15 protein-coding genes are annotated in these 16,837 nt (G+C 64.0%); 7 read left to right on the top strand and 8 right to left on the bottom strand.

Translation table 11 applies throughout. From position 1 onward, the window contains the following. The first annotated feature begins 5 nt into the window (after positions 1–5). Complete coding sequence (locus tag AB0362_RS18945) at positions 6–1,367, top strand: acetamidase/formamidase family protein (protein ID WP_068047037.1); 1,362 nt, start codon at positions 6–8, stop codon at positions 1,365–1,367. A 73-nt stretch (positions 1,368–1,440) separates the two neighbouring features. Here the strand turns inward: AB0362_RS18945 and AB0362_RS18950 are convergent, their stop codons facing one another. Beyond that, entirely contained in the window at positions 1,441–2,055 is a 615-nt protein-coding gene (locus AB0362_RS18950) for a TetR/AcrR family transcriptional regulator (RefSeq protein ID WP_231893685.1), read from the bottom strand. Positions 2,056–2,140: 85 nt separating this feature from the next. On the opposite strand from AB0362_RS18950, the gene AB0362_RS18955 reads away from it, so the two are divergent. Beyond that, positions 2,141–3,493, top strand: coding sequence for a cytochrome P450 (locus AB0362_RS18955; RefSeq protein WP_317810784.1), 1,353 nt, complete (start codon positions 2,141–2,143; stop codon positions 3,491–3,493). A 2-nt stretch (positions 3,494–3,495) separates the two neighbouring features. Here the strand turns inward: AB0362_RS18955 and AB0362_RS18960 are convergent, their stop codons facing one another. From AB0362_RS18960 to AB0362_RS18970, 3 genes are all read right to left on the bottom strand, one after another. After that, on the bottom strand, positions 3,496–4,359 hold the full coding sequence (locus tag AB0362_RS18960) for an alpha/beta hydrolase (protein WP_094688191.1): 864 nt from the start codon (positions 4,357–4,359) through the stop codon (positions 3,496–3,498). Between the two features lie 47 nt (positions 4,360–4,406). Continuing rightward, positions 4,407–4,703, bottom strand: a complete 297-nt coding sequence (locus AB0362_RS18965; protein ID WP_149407861.1) for an antibiotic biosynthesis monooxygenase — start codon at positions 4,701–4,703, stop codon at positions 4,407–4,409. Between the two features lie 68 nt (positions 4,704–4,771). Next, the gene (locus tag AB0362_RS18970; RefSeq protein WP_300515063.1) at positions 4,772–6,148 is read right to left on the bottom strand and encodes an NAD-dependent succinate-semialdehyde dehydrogenase; all 1,377 of its coding nucleotides are present in this window, start codon (positions 6,146–6,148) and stop codon (positions 4,772–4,774) included. Positions 6,149–6,388: 240 nt separating this feature from the next. Between AB0362_RS18970 and AB0362_RS18975 the strand changes: the two genes are divergently transcribed. Next, a complete protein-coding gene (locus AB0362_RS18975; protein WP_300515060.1) occupies positions 6,389–8,626 on the top strand; it encodes an NADP-dependent isocitrate dehydrogenase in 2,238 nt (745 codons plus the stop codon). Between the two features lie 164 nt (positions 8,627–8,790). On the opposite strand, the gene AB0362_RS18980 is transcribed toward AB0362_RS18975, so the two are convergent. Continuing rightward, entirely contained in the window at positions 8,791–9,684 is an 894-nt protein-coding gene (locus AB0362_RS18980) for a LysR substrate-binding domain-containing protein (protein ID WP_317533707.1), read from the bottom strand. An 82-nt stretch (positions 9,685–9,766) separates the two neighbouring features. On the opposite strand from AB0362_RS18980, the gene AB0362_RS18985 reads away from it, so the two are divergent. The 3 genes from AB0362_RS18985 to AB0362_RS18995 are packed head-to-tail and all read left to right on the top strand — an operon-like array spanning position 9,767 to position 12,860. Beyond that, complete coding sequence (locus AB0362_RS18985; RefSeq protein WP_317533706.1) at positions 9,767–11,200, top strand: SLC13 family permease; 1,434 nt, start codon at positions 9,767–9,769, stop codon at positions 11,198–11,200. Beyond that, the gene (locus tag AB0362_RS18990) at positions 11,197–12,549 is read left to right on the top strand and encodes an acyclic terpene utilization AtuA family protein (RefSeq protein ID WP_317533705.1); all 1,353 of its coding nucleotides are present in this window, start codon (positions 11,197–11,199) and stop codon (positions 12,547–12,549) included. The genes AB0362_RS18985 and AB0362_RS18990 overlap by 4 nt, the downstream gene beginning before the upstream one ends. Beyond that, the gene (locus AB0362_RS18995; protein ID WP_149407855.1) at positions 12,546–12,860 is read left to right on the top strand and encodes a hypothetical protein; all 315 of its coding nucleotides are present in this window, start codon (positions 12,546–12,548) and stop codon (positions 12,858–12,860) included. Before AB0362_RS18990 ends, AB0362_RS18995 begins: the two co-directional genes overlap by 4 nt. On the opposite strand, the gene AB0362_RS19000 is transcribed toward AB0362_RS18995, so the two are convergent. Continuing rightward, a complete protein-coding gene (locus AB0362_RS19000; protein WP_317533704.1) occupies positions 12,857–13,690 on the bottom strand; it encodes an adenylate/guanylate cyclase domain-containing protein in 834 nt (277 codons plus the stop codon). The genes AB0362_RS18995 and AB0362_RS19000 overlap by 4 nt on opposite strands. Continuing rightward, entirely contained in the window at positions 13,687–14,667 is a 981-nt protein-coding gene (locus AB0362_RS19005; RefSeq protein WP_317533703.1) for a helix-turn-helix domain-containing protein, read from the bottom strand. Before AB0362_RS19005 ends, AB0362_RS19000 begins: the two co-directional genes overlap by 4 nt. Positions 14,668–14,791: 124 nt before the next feature. Here AB0362_RS19005 and AB0362_RS19010 point away from each other — a divergent pair, with 124 nt between their 5' ends. Next, positions 14,792–15,424: an isochorismatase family protein gene (locus AB0362_RS19010; RefSeq protein WP_317533702.1), complete on the top strand. Its 633-nt coding sequence runs from the start codon at positions 14,792–14,794 to the stop codon at positions 15,422–15,424. A 119-nt stretch (positions 15,425–15,543) separates the two neighbouring features. Here the strand turns inward: AB0362_RS19010 and AB0362_RS19015 are convergent, their stop codons facing one another. Continuing rightward, a complete protein-coding gene (locus AB0362_RS19015; RefSeq protein WP_317533701.1) occupies positions 15,544–16,797 on the bottom strand; it encodes an MFS transporter in 1,254 nt (417 codons plus the stop codon). Between the last annotated feature and the right edge of the window lie 40 nt (positions 16,798–16,837).

The following is a 16,837-nucleotide window of genomic DNA, read 5'->3' on the forward strand; positions in this document are numbered from 1 at the left end:
GCATCATGGCGCGGTCGATGGCGGAGCAGGCAGCGGAGACGATCACCAAGGGGATCGGACGTCGCGGATTCATTCAGGCGGTGGCAGCGCTGGGCGCGGGCGTCGGAATCGCCGGAACGGCAGCCTGTTCGACGTCGTCGTCGACGACCGCCGCCGCCGCGAGTTCGTCGGCCCCGGCACCGGTCGGGATTCTTCAGCCCGGCGCGGGCGACATCTCCGGCGATCACTACCTGAGTTCCGAAGTCGACAAGGTTCTGTGGGGGTACGTCCCGACGGTCGAGTCCGAATCGGTGCTGCAGATGAAGTCCGGTGAGACGGTGACCATCGATGCGCTCAGCCACGAGGGAATTCTCGAAGACCAGGGCCGCGATCCCGTCGAGTTCTTCGGCGGCAAAGGTGTATCCGAATCCGATGTGCTGCAGGACGCCATCGACATCGCCGGCGGGTACGACCGGACGGTCCGCAACTTCGACGTCGACGGACCGCACGTGGTGACGGGCCCGGTGTTCGTCGAAGGTGCGCAGCGTGGTGATGTGCTCAAGATCGAGACGCTCGAGGCGATTCCCCGCGTGCCGTACGGCGTGGTGTCGAGCCGGCACGGCAAGGGTTCTCTGGCGGTGACCGCGTCCGGTGAGGCACCCGCAGGTATCAGCCTGGACGAGGTGATGCCGCCGATCGGCAGCGATGGCAGGCCGTCGGGTGATCCGACGCAGTACGGCAACGTCTCCACGTTCACCGCCGTCGAGGACGGGCAGGGTGTGATGCGTTACGGCGATGCGGCCGTGCGCTTTCCGCTGCGCCCGTTCATGGGCATGATGGGCGTGGCGTTCGCCAGCGACCCGGGCCTGACGTCACCCAACGCGAACTCGATTCCGCCGACGCTCGGCGGCGGCAACATCGACGTCGGTTTGCTCGGTGTCGGATCGACGTTCTACCTCCCGGTGTTCGCCGAGGGTGCGTTGTTCTACGTCGGCGATCCGCACATGGCGATGGGCGACGGGGAGGTGGCGCTGACCGCGATGGAAGGTTCTCTGCGCGGAACCTTCCGGCTCACTGTCTGCAAGGCGGGCAGTGGTGATGCCCCGTCCGTCGCGTACTCGTATCCCTTTGCCGAGAACGAGGACTCGTGGATTCCGATCGGTCTGTCCGACCCGGACGGTGCCGTCGGCGGCCAGAGTTCGGACCTGAACGCCGCCATGCGTCGCGCCGTGGTCAACGCGCTCGACTTCCTCGAGACCGACCTCGGTATGGACCGGGCGACGGCCTACGCGTACCTCTCCGCGGCCGCGAACTTCACCGTGTCGCAGGTCGTCGACAAGACGGTCGGCGTGCACGGTCAGATCTCCAAGGCGCACTTCGACCGGTAGGAGTGCGCCTCCGGCGCAGTGGCGCGGGTAAGTGCCTCAGGGGGCACTTGATCACGCCACTGCCGAAGGCACCTCAGCGCTGTGCCGTCGCGATGAAGTGGCGGGTGGCGGCGTCGACGATATCCGCTGGGGTGACGGCTATCTCGTCGTTCAACCACGCGATGACCAGTTCCGCGAGTCCGCCGATGAACAGCAGGCCGTTGATCTCGGATTGTGGCTGCGGCCAGGCCTGTTCGCCGAACAGCTCGCGTGACTGCTCGGCGACCAGATGGGCGAACGCGCGCATGGACTGTCGTCGATAGTCGCGCAGTGAGTCGACGGCCAGCGACTCGATCATCGCGACGCGGCCCTTGCGTCGGTCGTCGGTGAGAACGCCGACGAACGCGGCGATGGCGTTGTGTACCTGGTCCTCGACGGTGGGGGCGGGGGAGTGCAGAGCGTCCAGGGCAGCGGCCCGGATCTCGTCGGATACCGACTCCACTACTTTCTCGAGCACATCCTCTTTGCTGGAGAAGTTTTGGTAGAAGTAGCGCTCGGTCAGCTTCGCCTCCGCGCAGATCGCGGTCATGGTCGTGTTCTGGGCACCGGCCGTCGAGAACACTTCGAGTCCGGCTTCGAGCAACCGTGCGCGACGGTCGGCGGTGCGATCGTCTGCGCTCATGCCGTTGTAGCGGCGCGTGGAAGCCATGAGTAGATCTTGACAGAGGGAGCAGGTGTGACGCAGACTACATCCCATCTGACAGGACGCTCTGTCAGATTGACGGAGGTCGACAATGGCACGTGCTCTCGCTGCTCCACCTGCTGATTCAACGCTCCAACCGGTCTACGGCGACGGCGGTATGCCCGTCGTCGGGCACACGCTCGAGTACATCCGAGATCCCCTCAAACTGCTCGGGAGTCGGTGGGAGAAGTACGGCGAGGTGTCGTGGCTGACGATGGCCGGTCAGAAGTGGGTCACCGTTCTGGGTCCGGACGCATGCCAAGAGGTGTTGCAGAACGCCGACAAGGCGTTCGCGAACGGTGACGGCTGGTCCCTGCTGATCGGCCCGTTCTTTCACGGCGGATTGATGTTGCTCGACTCCGAGGAGCATCTGAAGCACCGACGGATCATGCAGCAGGCCTTCACCAGGGACCGGCTCACCAAATCCGTCGAGGCGTTGAATCCTGTCACCGCAACCGGTTTGGACGCGTGGCAAGGCGGGCGCGACGTTCAGGTCTACCCGGCGCTCAAGGCGTTGACCCTGGAGGTGGCAACGAGCATCTTCATGGGCGGCGCAGAGGGCAGCACCGATGCCGAGATCGCCGAGCTGAACTCCAGTTTCGTGGCGTGCGTTCAGGCGGCGACATCCATTGTGCGCTTTCGGGTTCCCGGAACTCGGTGGAAGCGCGGTCTCGACGGCCGCGCCATGCTCGAGGAGTTCTTCCGGCGGTACCTTCCGTCCCGGCGTGCCACCGAGACCGACGACCTGTTCTCGGTTCTGTGTCACATCGAGGGGAACGACGGCGAGCGTTTCTCCGACGACGAAGTGATCGACCACATGATCTTCCTGCTGATGGCCGCGCACGACACGTCGACGATCACGCTGTCGACGATGATGCAGTACCTCGGTCAGCATCCGCAGTGGCAGGACAAGTGCCGTGCCGAGTCCGAGGCGCTCGGTACCGATGCGCCGACGCTCGCGCAACTCGACGAACTGCACAGCGTCGATCTGGTGATGAAGGAATGCTTGCGTTTGGTCTCGCCCACGCCTGTGGTTGCCCGCCGCGCGGTCAAGGACACCGAGGTGCAGGGCAAGTTCGTCCCCGCGGGGACGTATGCGTCGGTCGCCCCACACTTCACGCACCACATGGCCGAGTACTGGCCGAACCCGGAGAAATTCGATCCCGGCCGGTTCGCCGACGACCGCCGGGAGGACAAGGTGCACCGCTACGCGTGGGAGCCGTTCGGCGGAGGCGTGCACAAGTGCATCGGCATGTTCTTCGCCGGAGCGGAGATCAAGACGATCATGCATCACCTGCTGCTGCGGTTCGACTGGTCGGTCGACCCCGATTACGTTGCGCCGCTGAACTTCACGTCGCTGCCCTTCCCGGAGGACGGGCAGCCCGTGCAGCTGCGAAAGCGGTAGGTCTATCCGGCGCGGTCGGTGAGCCAGCCGATGATGTTCGCGGTGACCTCGTCGCGGTTGGTCTCGTTGAGGATCTCGTGGCGAGCACCGGGGTAGAGGGTGACGGTGACGTCGCTCATTCCGGCCTCGCGGTATCGGGCAGCGAGGGTCTCGATCAACTGTCCGCCCCCGGCGAGCGGGTCGTCGGTGCCCGAGGTGATGAGCAGCGGGAGATCGGAACGGATCTGCTCGAGGTTGTGCGGGTCGGCGAGCTTGTCGGCCTCACCGAACAACGCGGGGACCGTCGACTCCGGGAGGTCGAAGCCGCACAGCGGGTCGGCGACGTAGGCGTCCACTTCGGCCTCGTCGCGGGAGAGCCACTCGTATCCGGTGCGGTGCTCGAAGGCGGCGTTGAACACGCTCAGGTCACCGGCTGGGGCGTCGGCCATTCCGGCGGCGAGGATGTTCAGCGTGGTCGAGCCCGACAGCACCACACCCTCGTACAGATCGGATCGTTCGATCAGAACATGCTGCGCGGCAAACGATCCCATGGAATGCGCGAACAGGAACAGTGGTAGGTCGGGATATTCGTTAAGCAGCGACTCGCCCAACTGCTCGATGTCGGCCCACAGACCCGCGAACGCTGCAGCACCGAAATCGCCGGGGGTGTCGACGATCGACTCTCCGTGTCCGCGATGATCGGACGCGACGACGTGGAAGCCGGCGTCGTTCAACGCTGCGGCGAAGCGGGCGTAGCGGCTGCCGTGCTCGGCGAGTCCGTGCGCGATCTGTACGACGCCGCGAGCCGGGTCGGCGGACGTCGCCCAGATGTAGGTACTGATCTCGGTGTCGTCCTGCTTGGATACGAACGACGAAGCATTGGCCACGGGTGACTCCTAGAAACGGCGATGGGGACGAGAATCGAACTTATCTCCTACGCCCTGAGCCTCGGAGCGAAATGCTCGACGACGGGGAAGGGTTCGTAGAAATGATGCAGCAGCGTCTTCCACTTCTGGTACTCGTCGGACTTCCTGAAGCCCTCGATGTGGTCTTCGAGGCGTTCCCATTCGACCAGCAGTAGATACGTATTCGGCTGCTCGATGCCCCGCGACAATGTCAGATTCTCGAACCCCGGCATCGAGGAGATGATCGACTTCGCGTCGGCGAACGCGGCCTCGAATTCGTCGGTTCGATGGGGGACGACGTGCAGCAGAGCATGTTCGACGATCATCGGGACAGTATGACCGCGGCATGACAAAGCTCCCCGGGCAACTGCCCGGGGAGCCTTGCCGACAGGATCTACTTCGCGGAGACGCGCACGAGCTTCTTGTTCACGAACTCGTCCATGCCCCACGGTCCCAGCTCACGGCCGACGCCGGAGCGCTTGACTCCGCCGAACGGCAGGCCGGGCAGCGTGGTGCCGTGTTCGTTGACGAAGGCCATGCCTACTTCGAGCTGCTCGGCTACGTCACGGGCCTTGTCCAGGTCGGCGCTCCACACCGAGCCGCTCAGGCCGTATGCCGAGGAATTCGCCAATTCGATTGCCTGCTGCGGGCTTTCGACCTTGTAGATCACCGCTGCCGGTCCGAACAGCTCTTCGCTGTACGCACGCATGTCCGGGGTGACGTCGGTGAGCAGCGTCGGCTGCACGAATGCACCCGGTCCGTCGATCTTCTTGCCGCCGGTCAGCAGGGTTGCGCCTTTGGCGACGGCGTCGTCGATCTGTTCGATCAACGTGTCGGCTGCGGTCTGCGACGACAGCGGGCCGAGAGTGGTGTTCGCGTCCAACGGATCGCCCGTCTGCACTGCCTCGAACGATGCGGTGAGCTTGGTGACGAAGTCGTCGTAGAACTCCTCGGCGACGAGGATGCGCTTGGCGGCGTTGCACGCCTGGCCTGCGTTGGACAATCGCGCCCGGGTCGCGGACTCGACGGTGGCATCCATGTCGTCGGAGTCGAGCATGATGAACACGTCCGAGCCGCCGAGTTCGAGCACGACCTTCTTGAGGTTGCGTCCGGCGGTTTCGGCGACCGAGGTTCCGGCCCGCTCGCTACCGGTGAGCGAGACACCCTGCACGCGTGGGTCGGCGATCATCTCGGCGATCTGATCGTTGGTCGCGAAGATGTTGATGTACGCGTCCTGGGGGAGTCCGGCCTGTTGGAAGATCTCCTCCATCAGCAGAGCCGACTGCGGGCAGTTCGGTGCGTGCTTGAGCAGAATCGTGTTGCCCACCATCAGGTTCGGGCCGGCGAATCGGGCCACCTGGTAGTACGGGAAGTTCCACGGCATGACGCCGACGAGCGCGCCCACCGGCTTGCGCTGCAGCACAGTGTCTTCCGCGCCGGGGACGTCGAGCTTCTCGTCCTCGAGCAGCACAGGACCGTTGTCGGCATAGTAGTGGTAGATGTTCGACGACAGCTCCACCTCACCCTGGGATTCGGTGAGCGGCTTGCCCATTTCGAGCGAGATGGCCCGCGCCAGTTCGTCCGAACGTTCGGTGTAGAGATCGGCGACCTTGTGCAGAATTTCGGCGCGGTGCTTCGGTGAGGTCTTGCGCCACGTCTGGAATCCGGCGTGTGCGTCGGCCAGTGCGCGCTCGACGCCGGCCGCGTCGAGAGTTTCGAATTCCTTGACAGTTGTGCCGTCGGCAGGATTGACAGTTTTGTAGGTCGTCATATTCGGTTCAACGGTCGGGGAGGGGTCCGTTGTTCCGATCCGGGCAAATCGGATGCTCCGACGGTGGTCAGAGGCGGGGCAGGGGTAGGCGGCGAAAACCTTTGAGCGGCCTACCGGTCGGTAACTTGGAACCGCCGATGGAGTGATACCCCACTGGCACGCACAGCGGCGGGTTCAAAGATTAAAGTCGACGGTGGACGCATCCAAAAGACGACGTTGAAACTGAGGCAAAGGCGAAACATGACTGCGAAGAAGCCGACCATCATCTATACCCTGACCGACGAGGCGCCCATGCTGGCGACTCACGCGTTTCTGCCGGTCATACGTTCTTTCGCCAGCGCGGCCGAGATCAACGTCGAGTCGAGTGACATCTCCGTTGCCAATCGCATCCTCGCCGAGTTCCCCGACTACCTCAACGAAGACCAGCGAGTGACCGACAACCTCGCCGAGCTGGGCAAGCTGACGCAGCTGCCCGAGACCAACATCATCAAGCTGCCCAACATCAGCGCGTCGGTTCCGCAGCTGCTCGCTGCCATCAAGGAACTGCAGGACAAGGGCTACGCGATCCCCGACTTCCCCGGCAATCCGAAGACGGACGAAGAGCGCGAGATCCGCGAGCGTTACACCAAGTGCCTCGGTAGCGCGGTCAATCCTGTTCTGCGTGAAGGCAACTCGGATCGCCGCGCGCCGAAGGCCGTCAAGGAATTCGCCCGCAAGCACCCGCACAGCATGACCGAGTGGTCGATGGCGTCGCGCACCCACGTCGCGCACATGCGCGAGGGCGATTTCTACCACGGCGAGAAGTCGACGGTCGTCGACGGTGACCGTGAGATCAAGATGGAGCTGCTGCCCGCCGACGGCGAGCCGATCGTGCTCAAGGAGACGGTCTCGCTCACCGACGGTGACGTCATCGACTCGATGTTCATGAGCAAGAAGGCACTCCTCGATTTCTACGAGCACGAGATGCAGGACGCCTACGACACCGGCGTCATGTTCTCCCTGCACGTCAAGGCGACCATGATGCGGGTCTCGCACCCCATCGTGTTCGGCCACGCTGTGCGTGTGTTCTACAAGGACGCGTTCGCCAAGCACAACGAGCTCTTCGAAGAGCTGGGCGTCAACGTCAACAACGGCCTCTCGGACCTGTACACCAAGATCGAGACGCTCCCGGCGTCCAAGCGCGACGAGATCATCGAAGACCTGCACAAGTGTCACGAGACCCGTCCGGAGCTCGCGATGGTCGACTCCGCCCGCGGCATCTCGAACTTCCACTCGCCCAGCGACGTCATCGTCGACGCATCCATGCCCGCGATGATTCGCGCCGGCGGCAAGATGTGGGGAGCGGACGGTCGTCCCAAGGACACCAAGGCCGTCAACCCCGAGTCGACGTTCTCCCGGATCTACCAGGAGATGGTGAACTTCTGCAAGACCAACGGCCAGTTCGACCCGACGACGATGGGCACCGTTCCCAACGTCGGACTGATGGCTCAGAAGGCCGAGGAGTACGGCTCGCACGACAAGACCTTCGAGGTGCCGAAGGCAGGCGTCGCGAACATCACCGACAAGGCCACCGGCGAGGTGCTGCTGACGCAGACCGTCGAAGAGGGCGACATCTGGCGTCTGTGCATCGTCAAGGATGCCCCGATCCAGGACTGGGTCAAGCTCGCCGTCACGCGTGCGCGTGAATCCGGAATGCCGGTCGTCTTCTGGCTCGACCCGTACCGCCCGCATGAGAACGAGCTCATCGGCAAGGTGCGCAAGTACCTGAAGGATCACGACACCGAGGGCCTCGACATCCAGATCATGTCCCAGGTTCGCGCGATCCGATACACGATGGAGCGTCTGGTCCGCGGACTCGACACCATCTCCGCGACGGGCAACATCCTGCGCGACTACCTCACCGACCTGTTCCCGATCCTCGAACTCGGCACCAGCGCCAAGATGCTCTCCATCGTTCCGCTGATGGCAGGCGGCGGGCTGTACGAGACGGGTGCAGGCGGCTCGGCTCCCAAGCACGTCAAGCAGCTCATCGAGGAGAACCACCTGCGTTGGGATTCGCTCGGCGAGTTCCTGGCTCTGGCCGTGAGCCTCGAAGATCTGGGCACCAAGACCGGCGACGTCAAGGCGACCATCCTCGCCAAGGCACTCGACTCCGCCACCGGCAAGCTGCTCGAGAACAGCAAGGGCCCGTCGCGCTCGACCGGTGAACTCGACAACCGTGGCAGCCAGTTCTACCTCGCTCTGTACTGGGCACAGGAACTCGCCGAGCAGACCGAGGACGCCGAACTGGCTAAGCACTTCGCCGCACTGGCGAAGACGCTGGCGGAGAACGAGGAGAAAATCGTCTCCGAGCTCAACGAGGTTCAGGGCACCGCAGTCGACATCGGCGGCTACTACTACCCGGACCCCGAAGCCACCGCTGCAGTGATGCGTCCCTCGAAGACCTTCAACGAGGCTCTGGAGTCGGCGAAGAAGTAGTTTTCTCTGCTTCACCCCCAATACGAATGAATGGTCCATTCACGCGCTCAGACGTGTTGAATGGACCATTCATTCGTATTGGGGTGCACCAGCATTGGGGTTTACCGCCCACCCCATTCGGATCAATGTGACTTTCACGCGCTCAGACGTCGTGAATGGACCATTCATTCGTTCAAGGCGGGCACCAAAATATCCAGAAATGCCGTACAGCTCGCACTTTGGCGTCGCCCTGGCAACTGGACAACAGAGATGGTGCGATGGATGGTCGGCTCGATAGGCAGGTAGACCAGGTTCGCGAACGACATCATCGGCACCACCAGTTCCGGGATCACGGTGATGCCGAGTCCGGCAGCGGTCATGCCCGCCACGGCGGCCACGTTATGCGCCTGAACCGATGGTCCGACGTCGACTCCCGCGCTTTCGAGCCCCAGTTGCACGTGCGAGGCGATGCTCGATTCGGGACCGAACGCGACGAACGGCTGGTCGGCGAGGTCGGTCCACAGCAGGCTTGTCCGTTGTGCAAGCGCATGATTCGGCGGTAGCGCGCAGACGAATGCGTCGGTGCTGACCGTCGTGCGCATCAGATCGTTCGCTCGCCCCGACGCGGCGACGACTGCGAAGTCCACGGAACCGTCGCGAACCGAGGCCACCACGTCGTCGCGCAGCCCGTCTCTGATGTGCACCGAGACGTCGGGGTGACTGCTGCGGAAGTCCACGATGTACGGCGGGAGAAACGTCGCCGCGATCGAGGGCAGGCACGCGATGGTGACGGTTCCGCGGTCGCCGGAGACGAAGCGCCCGATCTGCTCCAGGCCGTCGTCGAACTCGAGCAACACCCGACGGGCATAGGCCGTGACTTCGTGTCCGTCTCCGGTGAGGTCGACGCTGCGGGTGGTGCGCACGAACAGTCGGACGCCCAGGCGTCGTTCGGCCTCGGCGACGGTACGGCTCAGATTGGGTTGGGAGACCTGAAGCCAGTTCGCGCCTGCAGTGAAGCTCGCATGATCGGCGAGTGCGACGACGGCGCGTAGATGCGCGATGCCCAGGTTTATGCCCACGGTGCATGAATCTATACCCAACTGATGTTGGACGGAGTAAGTGATCTGCACAACACTCGTCGTATTCGATGAAGGAGATCACATGCTGTCACTACTCGGCTTCGGGACGATTGCCATCATTCTGCTGCTGTTGTTCACCCAACGTGTTGCGGCGATCGTCGCGCTCGCAGGTGTCCCGCTCGCTGCGGCGTTCCTGGCCGGCAACTCGCCATCCGAGGTGGCCGGGTTCGTCAAGGACGGACTCGGCGGCGTGGTGGGCGTCGCGGCGATGTTCCTCTTCGCGATCGTGTTCTTCGGGATCATGCGCGACGCTGGACTGTTCGATCCCATCATCGCCCGCATCGTGCGCTGGGCAGGTAGTGCCCCGCCGACCGTGGCAGTCGCGACCACTGCCCTCGCCGTGGTGGCTCACCTCGACGGTGCCGGCGCAACCACGTTCCTCATCGCCGTCCCCGCCATGCTCCCGATCTACGAACGCCTCGGTATGAGCCGGCTCGTCCTGGCCACCTGCGTCGGACTCGGTGCCGGAGTGATGAACATGGTCCCCTGGGGTGGTCCGACGGCTCGCGCTGCAGCAACTCTGGGTGTCGACGCCAACGAACTGTGGGTCCCGTTGATTCCTGCTCAGATCGCCGGAGTCGTGTTCGCACTGGGCGTCGCCTACTACCTGGGTCGGCGTGAGCGGACCCGCCTGGCCAAGGTCGCCGCGGGCGATGCGTCGGCCGTCGTGGAGGAGTCGACGGCGCGAGTCGCCGAACGCATGTCCGTGGGATCCGGGGATACCGGATCCGCAGTCGGTGACGCGAACGAGGAGCCCGGCAGCCCGTCGACCGGTGGCGACGATGCGGACGGTCCGGCAACCGCGTCGAGTGACCGAGCACTGCTGCGGCCGAAGTTGTTCTGGGTCAACGCCTTCTTGGTAATCGCGACGTTGGCTGCGTTGATCGCCGCCATCGCCCCTCCGGAGACGTGCTTCATCATCGCCACTATCGTGGCGCTTCTCGTCAACTATCGCGGAATGAAGGCCCAGTCCGCCCGCATCGAGGCCCACGCTGTCGGCGCGATGCTGATGGTCGGCACGTTGTTGGCTGCAGGGGTACTTCTCGGTGTGCTCGACGGCAGCGGCATGATCGAGTCCATGGCGGTCAGCGCAGCGAATGCCATTCCGGACGCTATGGCCCCCGCCTTGCCACTTATCGTCGGCGTGTTCGCCGTCCCGATGAGCCTGATCTTCGGGCCGGACGCCTACTACTTCGGCGTGCTGCCGGTCCTCATCGAGGTAGGTGACCAATTCGGCGTCAGCGCAATCGATCTGGCGCAGGCCTCGATCATCGGTGAGGAAACGGTCGGATTCCCGATCAGCCCGATGACCGGCGCGTTCTACCTTCTGGTGGGTCTCGCGAAAGTCGACATCGGCAAGCACATTCGGCACACGTTGGGGTGGGCGTGGCTGATCAGTCTCGGCATGCTCGGCGTTGCAATGGCCACCGGCGCGATCCCGCTGTGGTCGTCATGAGCGCCCGCGGAACCGTCCGGTTGGGTGCCGGCGCAGGTTTTGCCGGCGATCGCATCGACCCGGCGCAGATCTTGGCCGAGCGGGGCGAGCTCGACTATCTGATCTTCGAGTGCCTCGGAGAGCGGACGGTGGCGACAGGGCAGGCCCGGAAATTGCTCGATCCCACGGCGGGCTACGACCCACTGTTGGCAGCGCGGATGCGCGCAGTTCTCAGGGCGACGACCGAGCAGGGCATCACCGTCGTCACCAACTCCGGGGCAGCGAATCCTGTTGCTGCGGCGGACGTCGTCGCGAAGGTGGCAGAGCAGGTGTGTTCGCGTTCGGTACGTATCGCTGCCGTCACCGGCGACGACGTACTGGACGCGGTGCGCCGGATCGACCCGGTGGTGTGGGAGACCGGTCGACCGCTGTCGGAGCATTCCGAGGAACTCGTATCGGCCAACGCCTACATCGGCGCCGATGCGGTGCTGCCTGCCCTCGACGTCGGTGCCGACGTGGTCGTCACCGGCCGTCTCGCCGATCCGGCGCTGTATCTCGCACCTCTGATGCACGAGTTCGGTTGGGCCGGGCAGGATTGGGAGACACTTGGTGCAGGAACTGCCGTCGGACATCTTCTCGAATGTGCGGGCCAACTGACCGGTGGCTACTTCGCCGATCCGGTCACCAAGCCGGTGCAGGGTCTGGCGAATCTGGGCTTTCCGTTCGGCGACGTACGTGCCGACGGCACAGCCGAATTCAGCAAGGTCGACGGTACCGGCGGGGAGTTGACGCGTCGAACGTGCGCCGAGCAATTGCTGTACGAGGTCGGCGATCCCGCCAGATATCTGACGCCGGACGTGACCGCCGATTTCACCGGAGTCTCGTTCGAGACCGTCGGACCCGACCGCGTGACGGTGTCCGGGGCGGCGGGCAGCACGCGGCCAGAGGAGCTGAAAGTGACCCTCGGATTTCGCGGCGGTTGGCTCGGTGAGGGGCAGATCAGCTACGCCGGGCCGCGCGCGCTGCAACGCGCCGAACTCGCCGGAGCGATTGTGCAGCAACGACTGTGGGAGGTGCACGGTATATCCGCCGAGAACGTGGGCATCGAGTACATCGGTGCGGGCGCTGCATTCCGAGGACTCGTCGCCCCCACCGATGTCCCTGAAGTGAGACTGCGCGTGACGGCGAAGGTGTCCGACGCCGAAACTGCGGCTCTTGTCGGCTGGGAAGTCGAGAGTCTTTACACCAACGGGCCCGCCGGCGGTGGCGGTGCGCGCAGCAGCAACACGGAGGTCTTGGCTATCAGATCCTGTCTGATTCCACGTGCACAGGTGACGACCGCCGTGCACATCACGGAGGTGACGGTATGAGGACTGTCGACGATCTCGCCGACGTGCGAACCGGGGACAAGGGCGACACTCTCATTCTTGCTGTCTTCCCGCGGACCGACGAAAGCTACGAAGTGCTGGCTCGCACAATGACTGTCGAGGCCGTCGCTGCGCATTTTGCGCCGCTGGTGACGGGAGAGGTACGCCGAACCGACATGCCCCTGGTCTCCGGGCTGGTGTTCGAGCTACCCGGCGTACTCGGTGGGGGAGTGACGGGTAGCCCGGTGCTCGACGGACACGGCAAATGCCTGAGCTACCACCTGCTGAGTATGACTGTGCCCGAGCAGATCTAGTCGAGTTGCTTGACTTCAGCATCCGGCAGCACCGGCAATGTCACCGGGTACAACTGAAATGTTCCGCTCATTCCCTTGAGTTCGACGTCTCGGGGCGTACCGAGAGCCAGATCATGCGCCGCGCCGATGGCATTGCGTACCGGTTCGCTGACCAGTATTTCGCCGCCGTCGGCTTGGTTCGCCACTCGTGCCGCCATCGCGACGTTGAGTCCGAACAGGTCGTCACCTCGACGCACCGAGCTGCCGACGTGCACGCCCATACGGACGCGAATGCGGTCCCAGCGATCGGGGTTCTTCAGCAGTGCTTCCTGCACCTTCACCCCGCAGCGCACCGCCTGGGCCGGGTCGGAGAAGGCGATCATGTAGCCGTCGCCCTGGCTTTTCACCACGTGACCGCCGTGATCGTCGACGTGTTTGCGGATCAGCTTGTTGTGCTTCTCGAGCAGCTTCACCCAGCCGCGGTCGCCGAGTTCTTCGTTGCGGGCGGTGGATCCCTCGATGTCGGAGAACATCACCACGATGTCCCCGTCGGCGGTCATGCGCGCCAGATCGGGGCGTTCGACTTTCGCCCAGCCGGCGAGGTCCTCGACGGAGTTGCGGACCGTTGCGCCGAAGCCCTTGTTGATGAGTAAGTCCGTGGTGTGGAAGGCGGTTCTGATCGCGAAGGGCACCAGGCCGCGTCGCTTACGGCGTTGCTGCGATTCGAGAGCGCGGTCCAGTGCACGACGCGTGTGCTTCAGCTTTCGACGCGAGACGATCAAGACCACACCCAGCGCGATGATGGCGGCGAGCTCTACTCCGGCAACTATCCACAGGATCACGTCGCTCATCTTTGCCTGTCGACGATGCTCGTGGTTGTTGAACCGACGGCGAACTGCCGTCGGTAGGCCGTCGGTGTCACCGCGAAGGCCGAGCGGAAGTTCTGACGCAAAGTGACGGCGCTGCCGAATCCGCACAGCGCTGCGATGTTCTCGACGCTGCGATCGGTGGTCTCGAGCAGGCTCTTGGCCTCGTTCAGTCGCTTGTCCAGTACCCAACGGGCGGGGGTGGACCCCGTCTCGAGGTGAAACTGGCGGATGAAGCTGCGTCGGCTCATGCGCGCATGTTCGGCCAGTCGCTCTATGGGCAAGGGCTCGTCCAGTCTTTCGAGTGCCCAGCTCAGCACGTCGGCAATCGCGGTACCTCCGGATGCCTCCGTGACCGGACGCTCGATGTATTGGGCCTGGCCACCGTCGCGATGGGGTGCGACCACCAGACTGCGCGCCACCCGGGTCGCCGCCGCCGAACCGAGATGTTTGCGCACGATGTGCAGGCAGGAATCGATCGACGACGCGGTGCCCGCAGACGTCATCACGTCGCCGTGATCGATGTAGAGCACCGACTCGTCGACGCCGGCGTGTGAATTTCGCTCCCGCAGTTCGGTCATCTTGGTCCAATGTGTGACGGCCGGGCGGCCGGCTAGCAATCCGGTATCTGCGACGGCGAACGAACCGAGGCACAATCCTGCGATTTCCGCTCCACGCGAATGGGCGTCGCTGAGCGCCGCCGACAGGTCTTTGCCGATGTGCGGCAACGACTCCGGCCACGACGTGACGATGACGATGTCGGCCCAGTCGACGGTATCGGGGCCGGCGATCTCGCCGACCGGGAAGCCCTCCTCGGTGCGGATCGACCCGGCTCGGTCGGACCACACCCGCGTCTCCCAGTCCGGTGCGAGTCCGAGTCGAGTCACCTCGCCGAACACCATCAACGGCGCGGCGAGGTGGAACATCGTGATGCCGTCGAACGCATAGAGCGCGATCCGCATGGCTGTCTCCGATCTCGACCGTTGGCCCGAATCAATCGAAAGTATGCATCCGTGCCACTCGTGGAAGCAAGGCCGCCACCGCAGGATGAGAAGCGACCGAGATCGCCAGTCGAAGGAGAACACCATGACCGCACCACGCAGAGCATTGATCGTCATCGACGTCCAGCAGGAGTACTTCGAGGGCGTGCTGAAGATTCAGTACCCGCCTCGTGACCAGTCGTTGGCCAACATCGTCCGGGCGATCGAAGCCGCTGTGGCGCAGGATCTTCCCGTGGCGATCGTGCAGCACGAGATGCCCGACGGTGCTCCGGCGTTCGTGAAGGGCACCTCGACGTACGAGTTGCACCCCGATATTCAGGCGCTCGTACAACCCTCGTTCGAGCGAGTCGAGAAGAAGTACAGCAGCGTGTTCGCCGGAACCGGTGTCGCGAAGTGGTTGCAGGGCAAAAATATCGATACCGTCACGATCGTCGGATACATGACGAACAACTGCGACCTCGCATCCAGCGCCGACGCCGAGGTTCTGGATCTGACCGTCGAAATTCTGTCCGACGCCACCGGCGCGATCAATCTCTCGAACGAGGCAGGCACCGTCTCGGCGGAGCAACTGCACAAGGCGTTGATGGTGCTGCTGCAGTCGAACTTCGCGGCGGTCGCGTCGACAGATCAGTGGATCGACGCAGTCAAGAACGGAAACGAGCTGACCGCAAACAACCTGGTGGTCTCGGCAGCTCAGGGCAACGACGCGGTGGCCTGACGCCAATTGCTCGAGACGCTCAGCCGGACAACAACATACAGGCTTCGCGCCATCGAGCCCGGGGCCTCTCGGTCCCCGGGCTCGATGGCGATCGGTCTTTCATGGCTTCCGATCCGGGCTCACGCCCCGACTTGCTCGTCTGCTCGGTGTGCCACACGAACTCTGCCGAGGGCCACGACAACGAGAAGCGCGCCGAGTACCGGGATGCACGCGAGCAACACGATAGTGCTCGTCGACGTGCCGAGACCGATGAGTGCACCGCCGACGATGGGTCCGACGACCGATCCCAGCCGTCCCATCGACGACGTCCATCCGACACCCGTCGCGGCGGTGCGTTGGGGGTAGATCGAGACAGCGACGGCCGCCTGGCCGATCATTCCCGCCTGAAGACCGAGGCCGACGCCACCGAACACGATCAGCAGGAGGGCTTTGTCCGGTCCGAGGAATGCCGAGATGACCAGGAAGACAATGGCCGCAGCGGTGGTGCCGGCGAGGACGGAGGTCATCCTGAACTTCGTGGCACAGACGATCAGAATTCCTGCGCCGATGATGCTACCGACGCCGAGCGCCGCCGAGCCCAATGGTGCGAGTCCGGTGCTGAAGCCGTAGCTGGTGAGCAAAGTCGGCAACCACGAGGAGAAGATGTAGAAAACCGAGAACACGAGGAACGAGAAGACCCACAGCAACAGCGTCCGTGTGCGGACCTCGGGGTCGAAGAGACGAGCGACGGATGCGCTGTGCTTGGCATCGGCGACGGGGACGTCTCCGATGACCGTGCGCTCGTCGGGAAGCTTGAACCACAGGAACGGGAACAAGATTGCCGATGCGATGGCACCGGCGATGAAGACCGAGGGCCAGCCGAAGTTACGTACGAGCTGGCTACCGGCGACACCCGCAATCAACGCACCGAGCGAGATGCCCATGGTCACGAATACTGCGATCGACTGCCGGAAACGTGCCGGGTTGAGTGCCGTCGTCTGGGCTACTGCAGCGGGCATGACTGCACCGAGTCCGAGGCCGGTGACGAATCGCAGAGCAGTGAGTTCGACGATCGACCCGGCCCACGCTGTGAGCAGTGAACCCACTGTGAAAACCGCAACCGCCACCAAGATGACGTTGCGGCAACCGAAGCGTGCGGTGAGTCGTCCCACTGCGATGTAGCCGAAAGCCACACCGAGACTGGTCAATGCCAGCGCGGGGGTGAAGTGCGACGGTGCCACGCCCCACTCTGCAGAGAGGGCAGGTACGGACAATCCCAGTGCGATGGTGTCGTAGCCGTCGAGCACGACGGCGATGAAGGCCAGCGTCAACACCGACCAGTTGGGTCGGGTTATGTCCGGGGCGTGAGTTCGTGTCATGGTCGGTCCGCTCATTATGCGTCCTCGATGTGTAGGTCGACGCTGGATACGCCGA

The sequence above is a fragment of the Rhodococcus sp. NPDC079359 genome, from assembly GCF_040702585.1.
GTDB lineage: Bacteria > Actinomycetota > Actinomycetes > Mycobacteriales > Mycobacteriaceae > Rhodococcoides.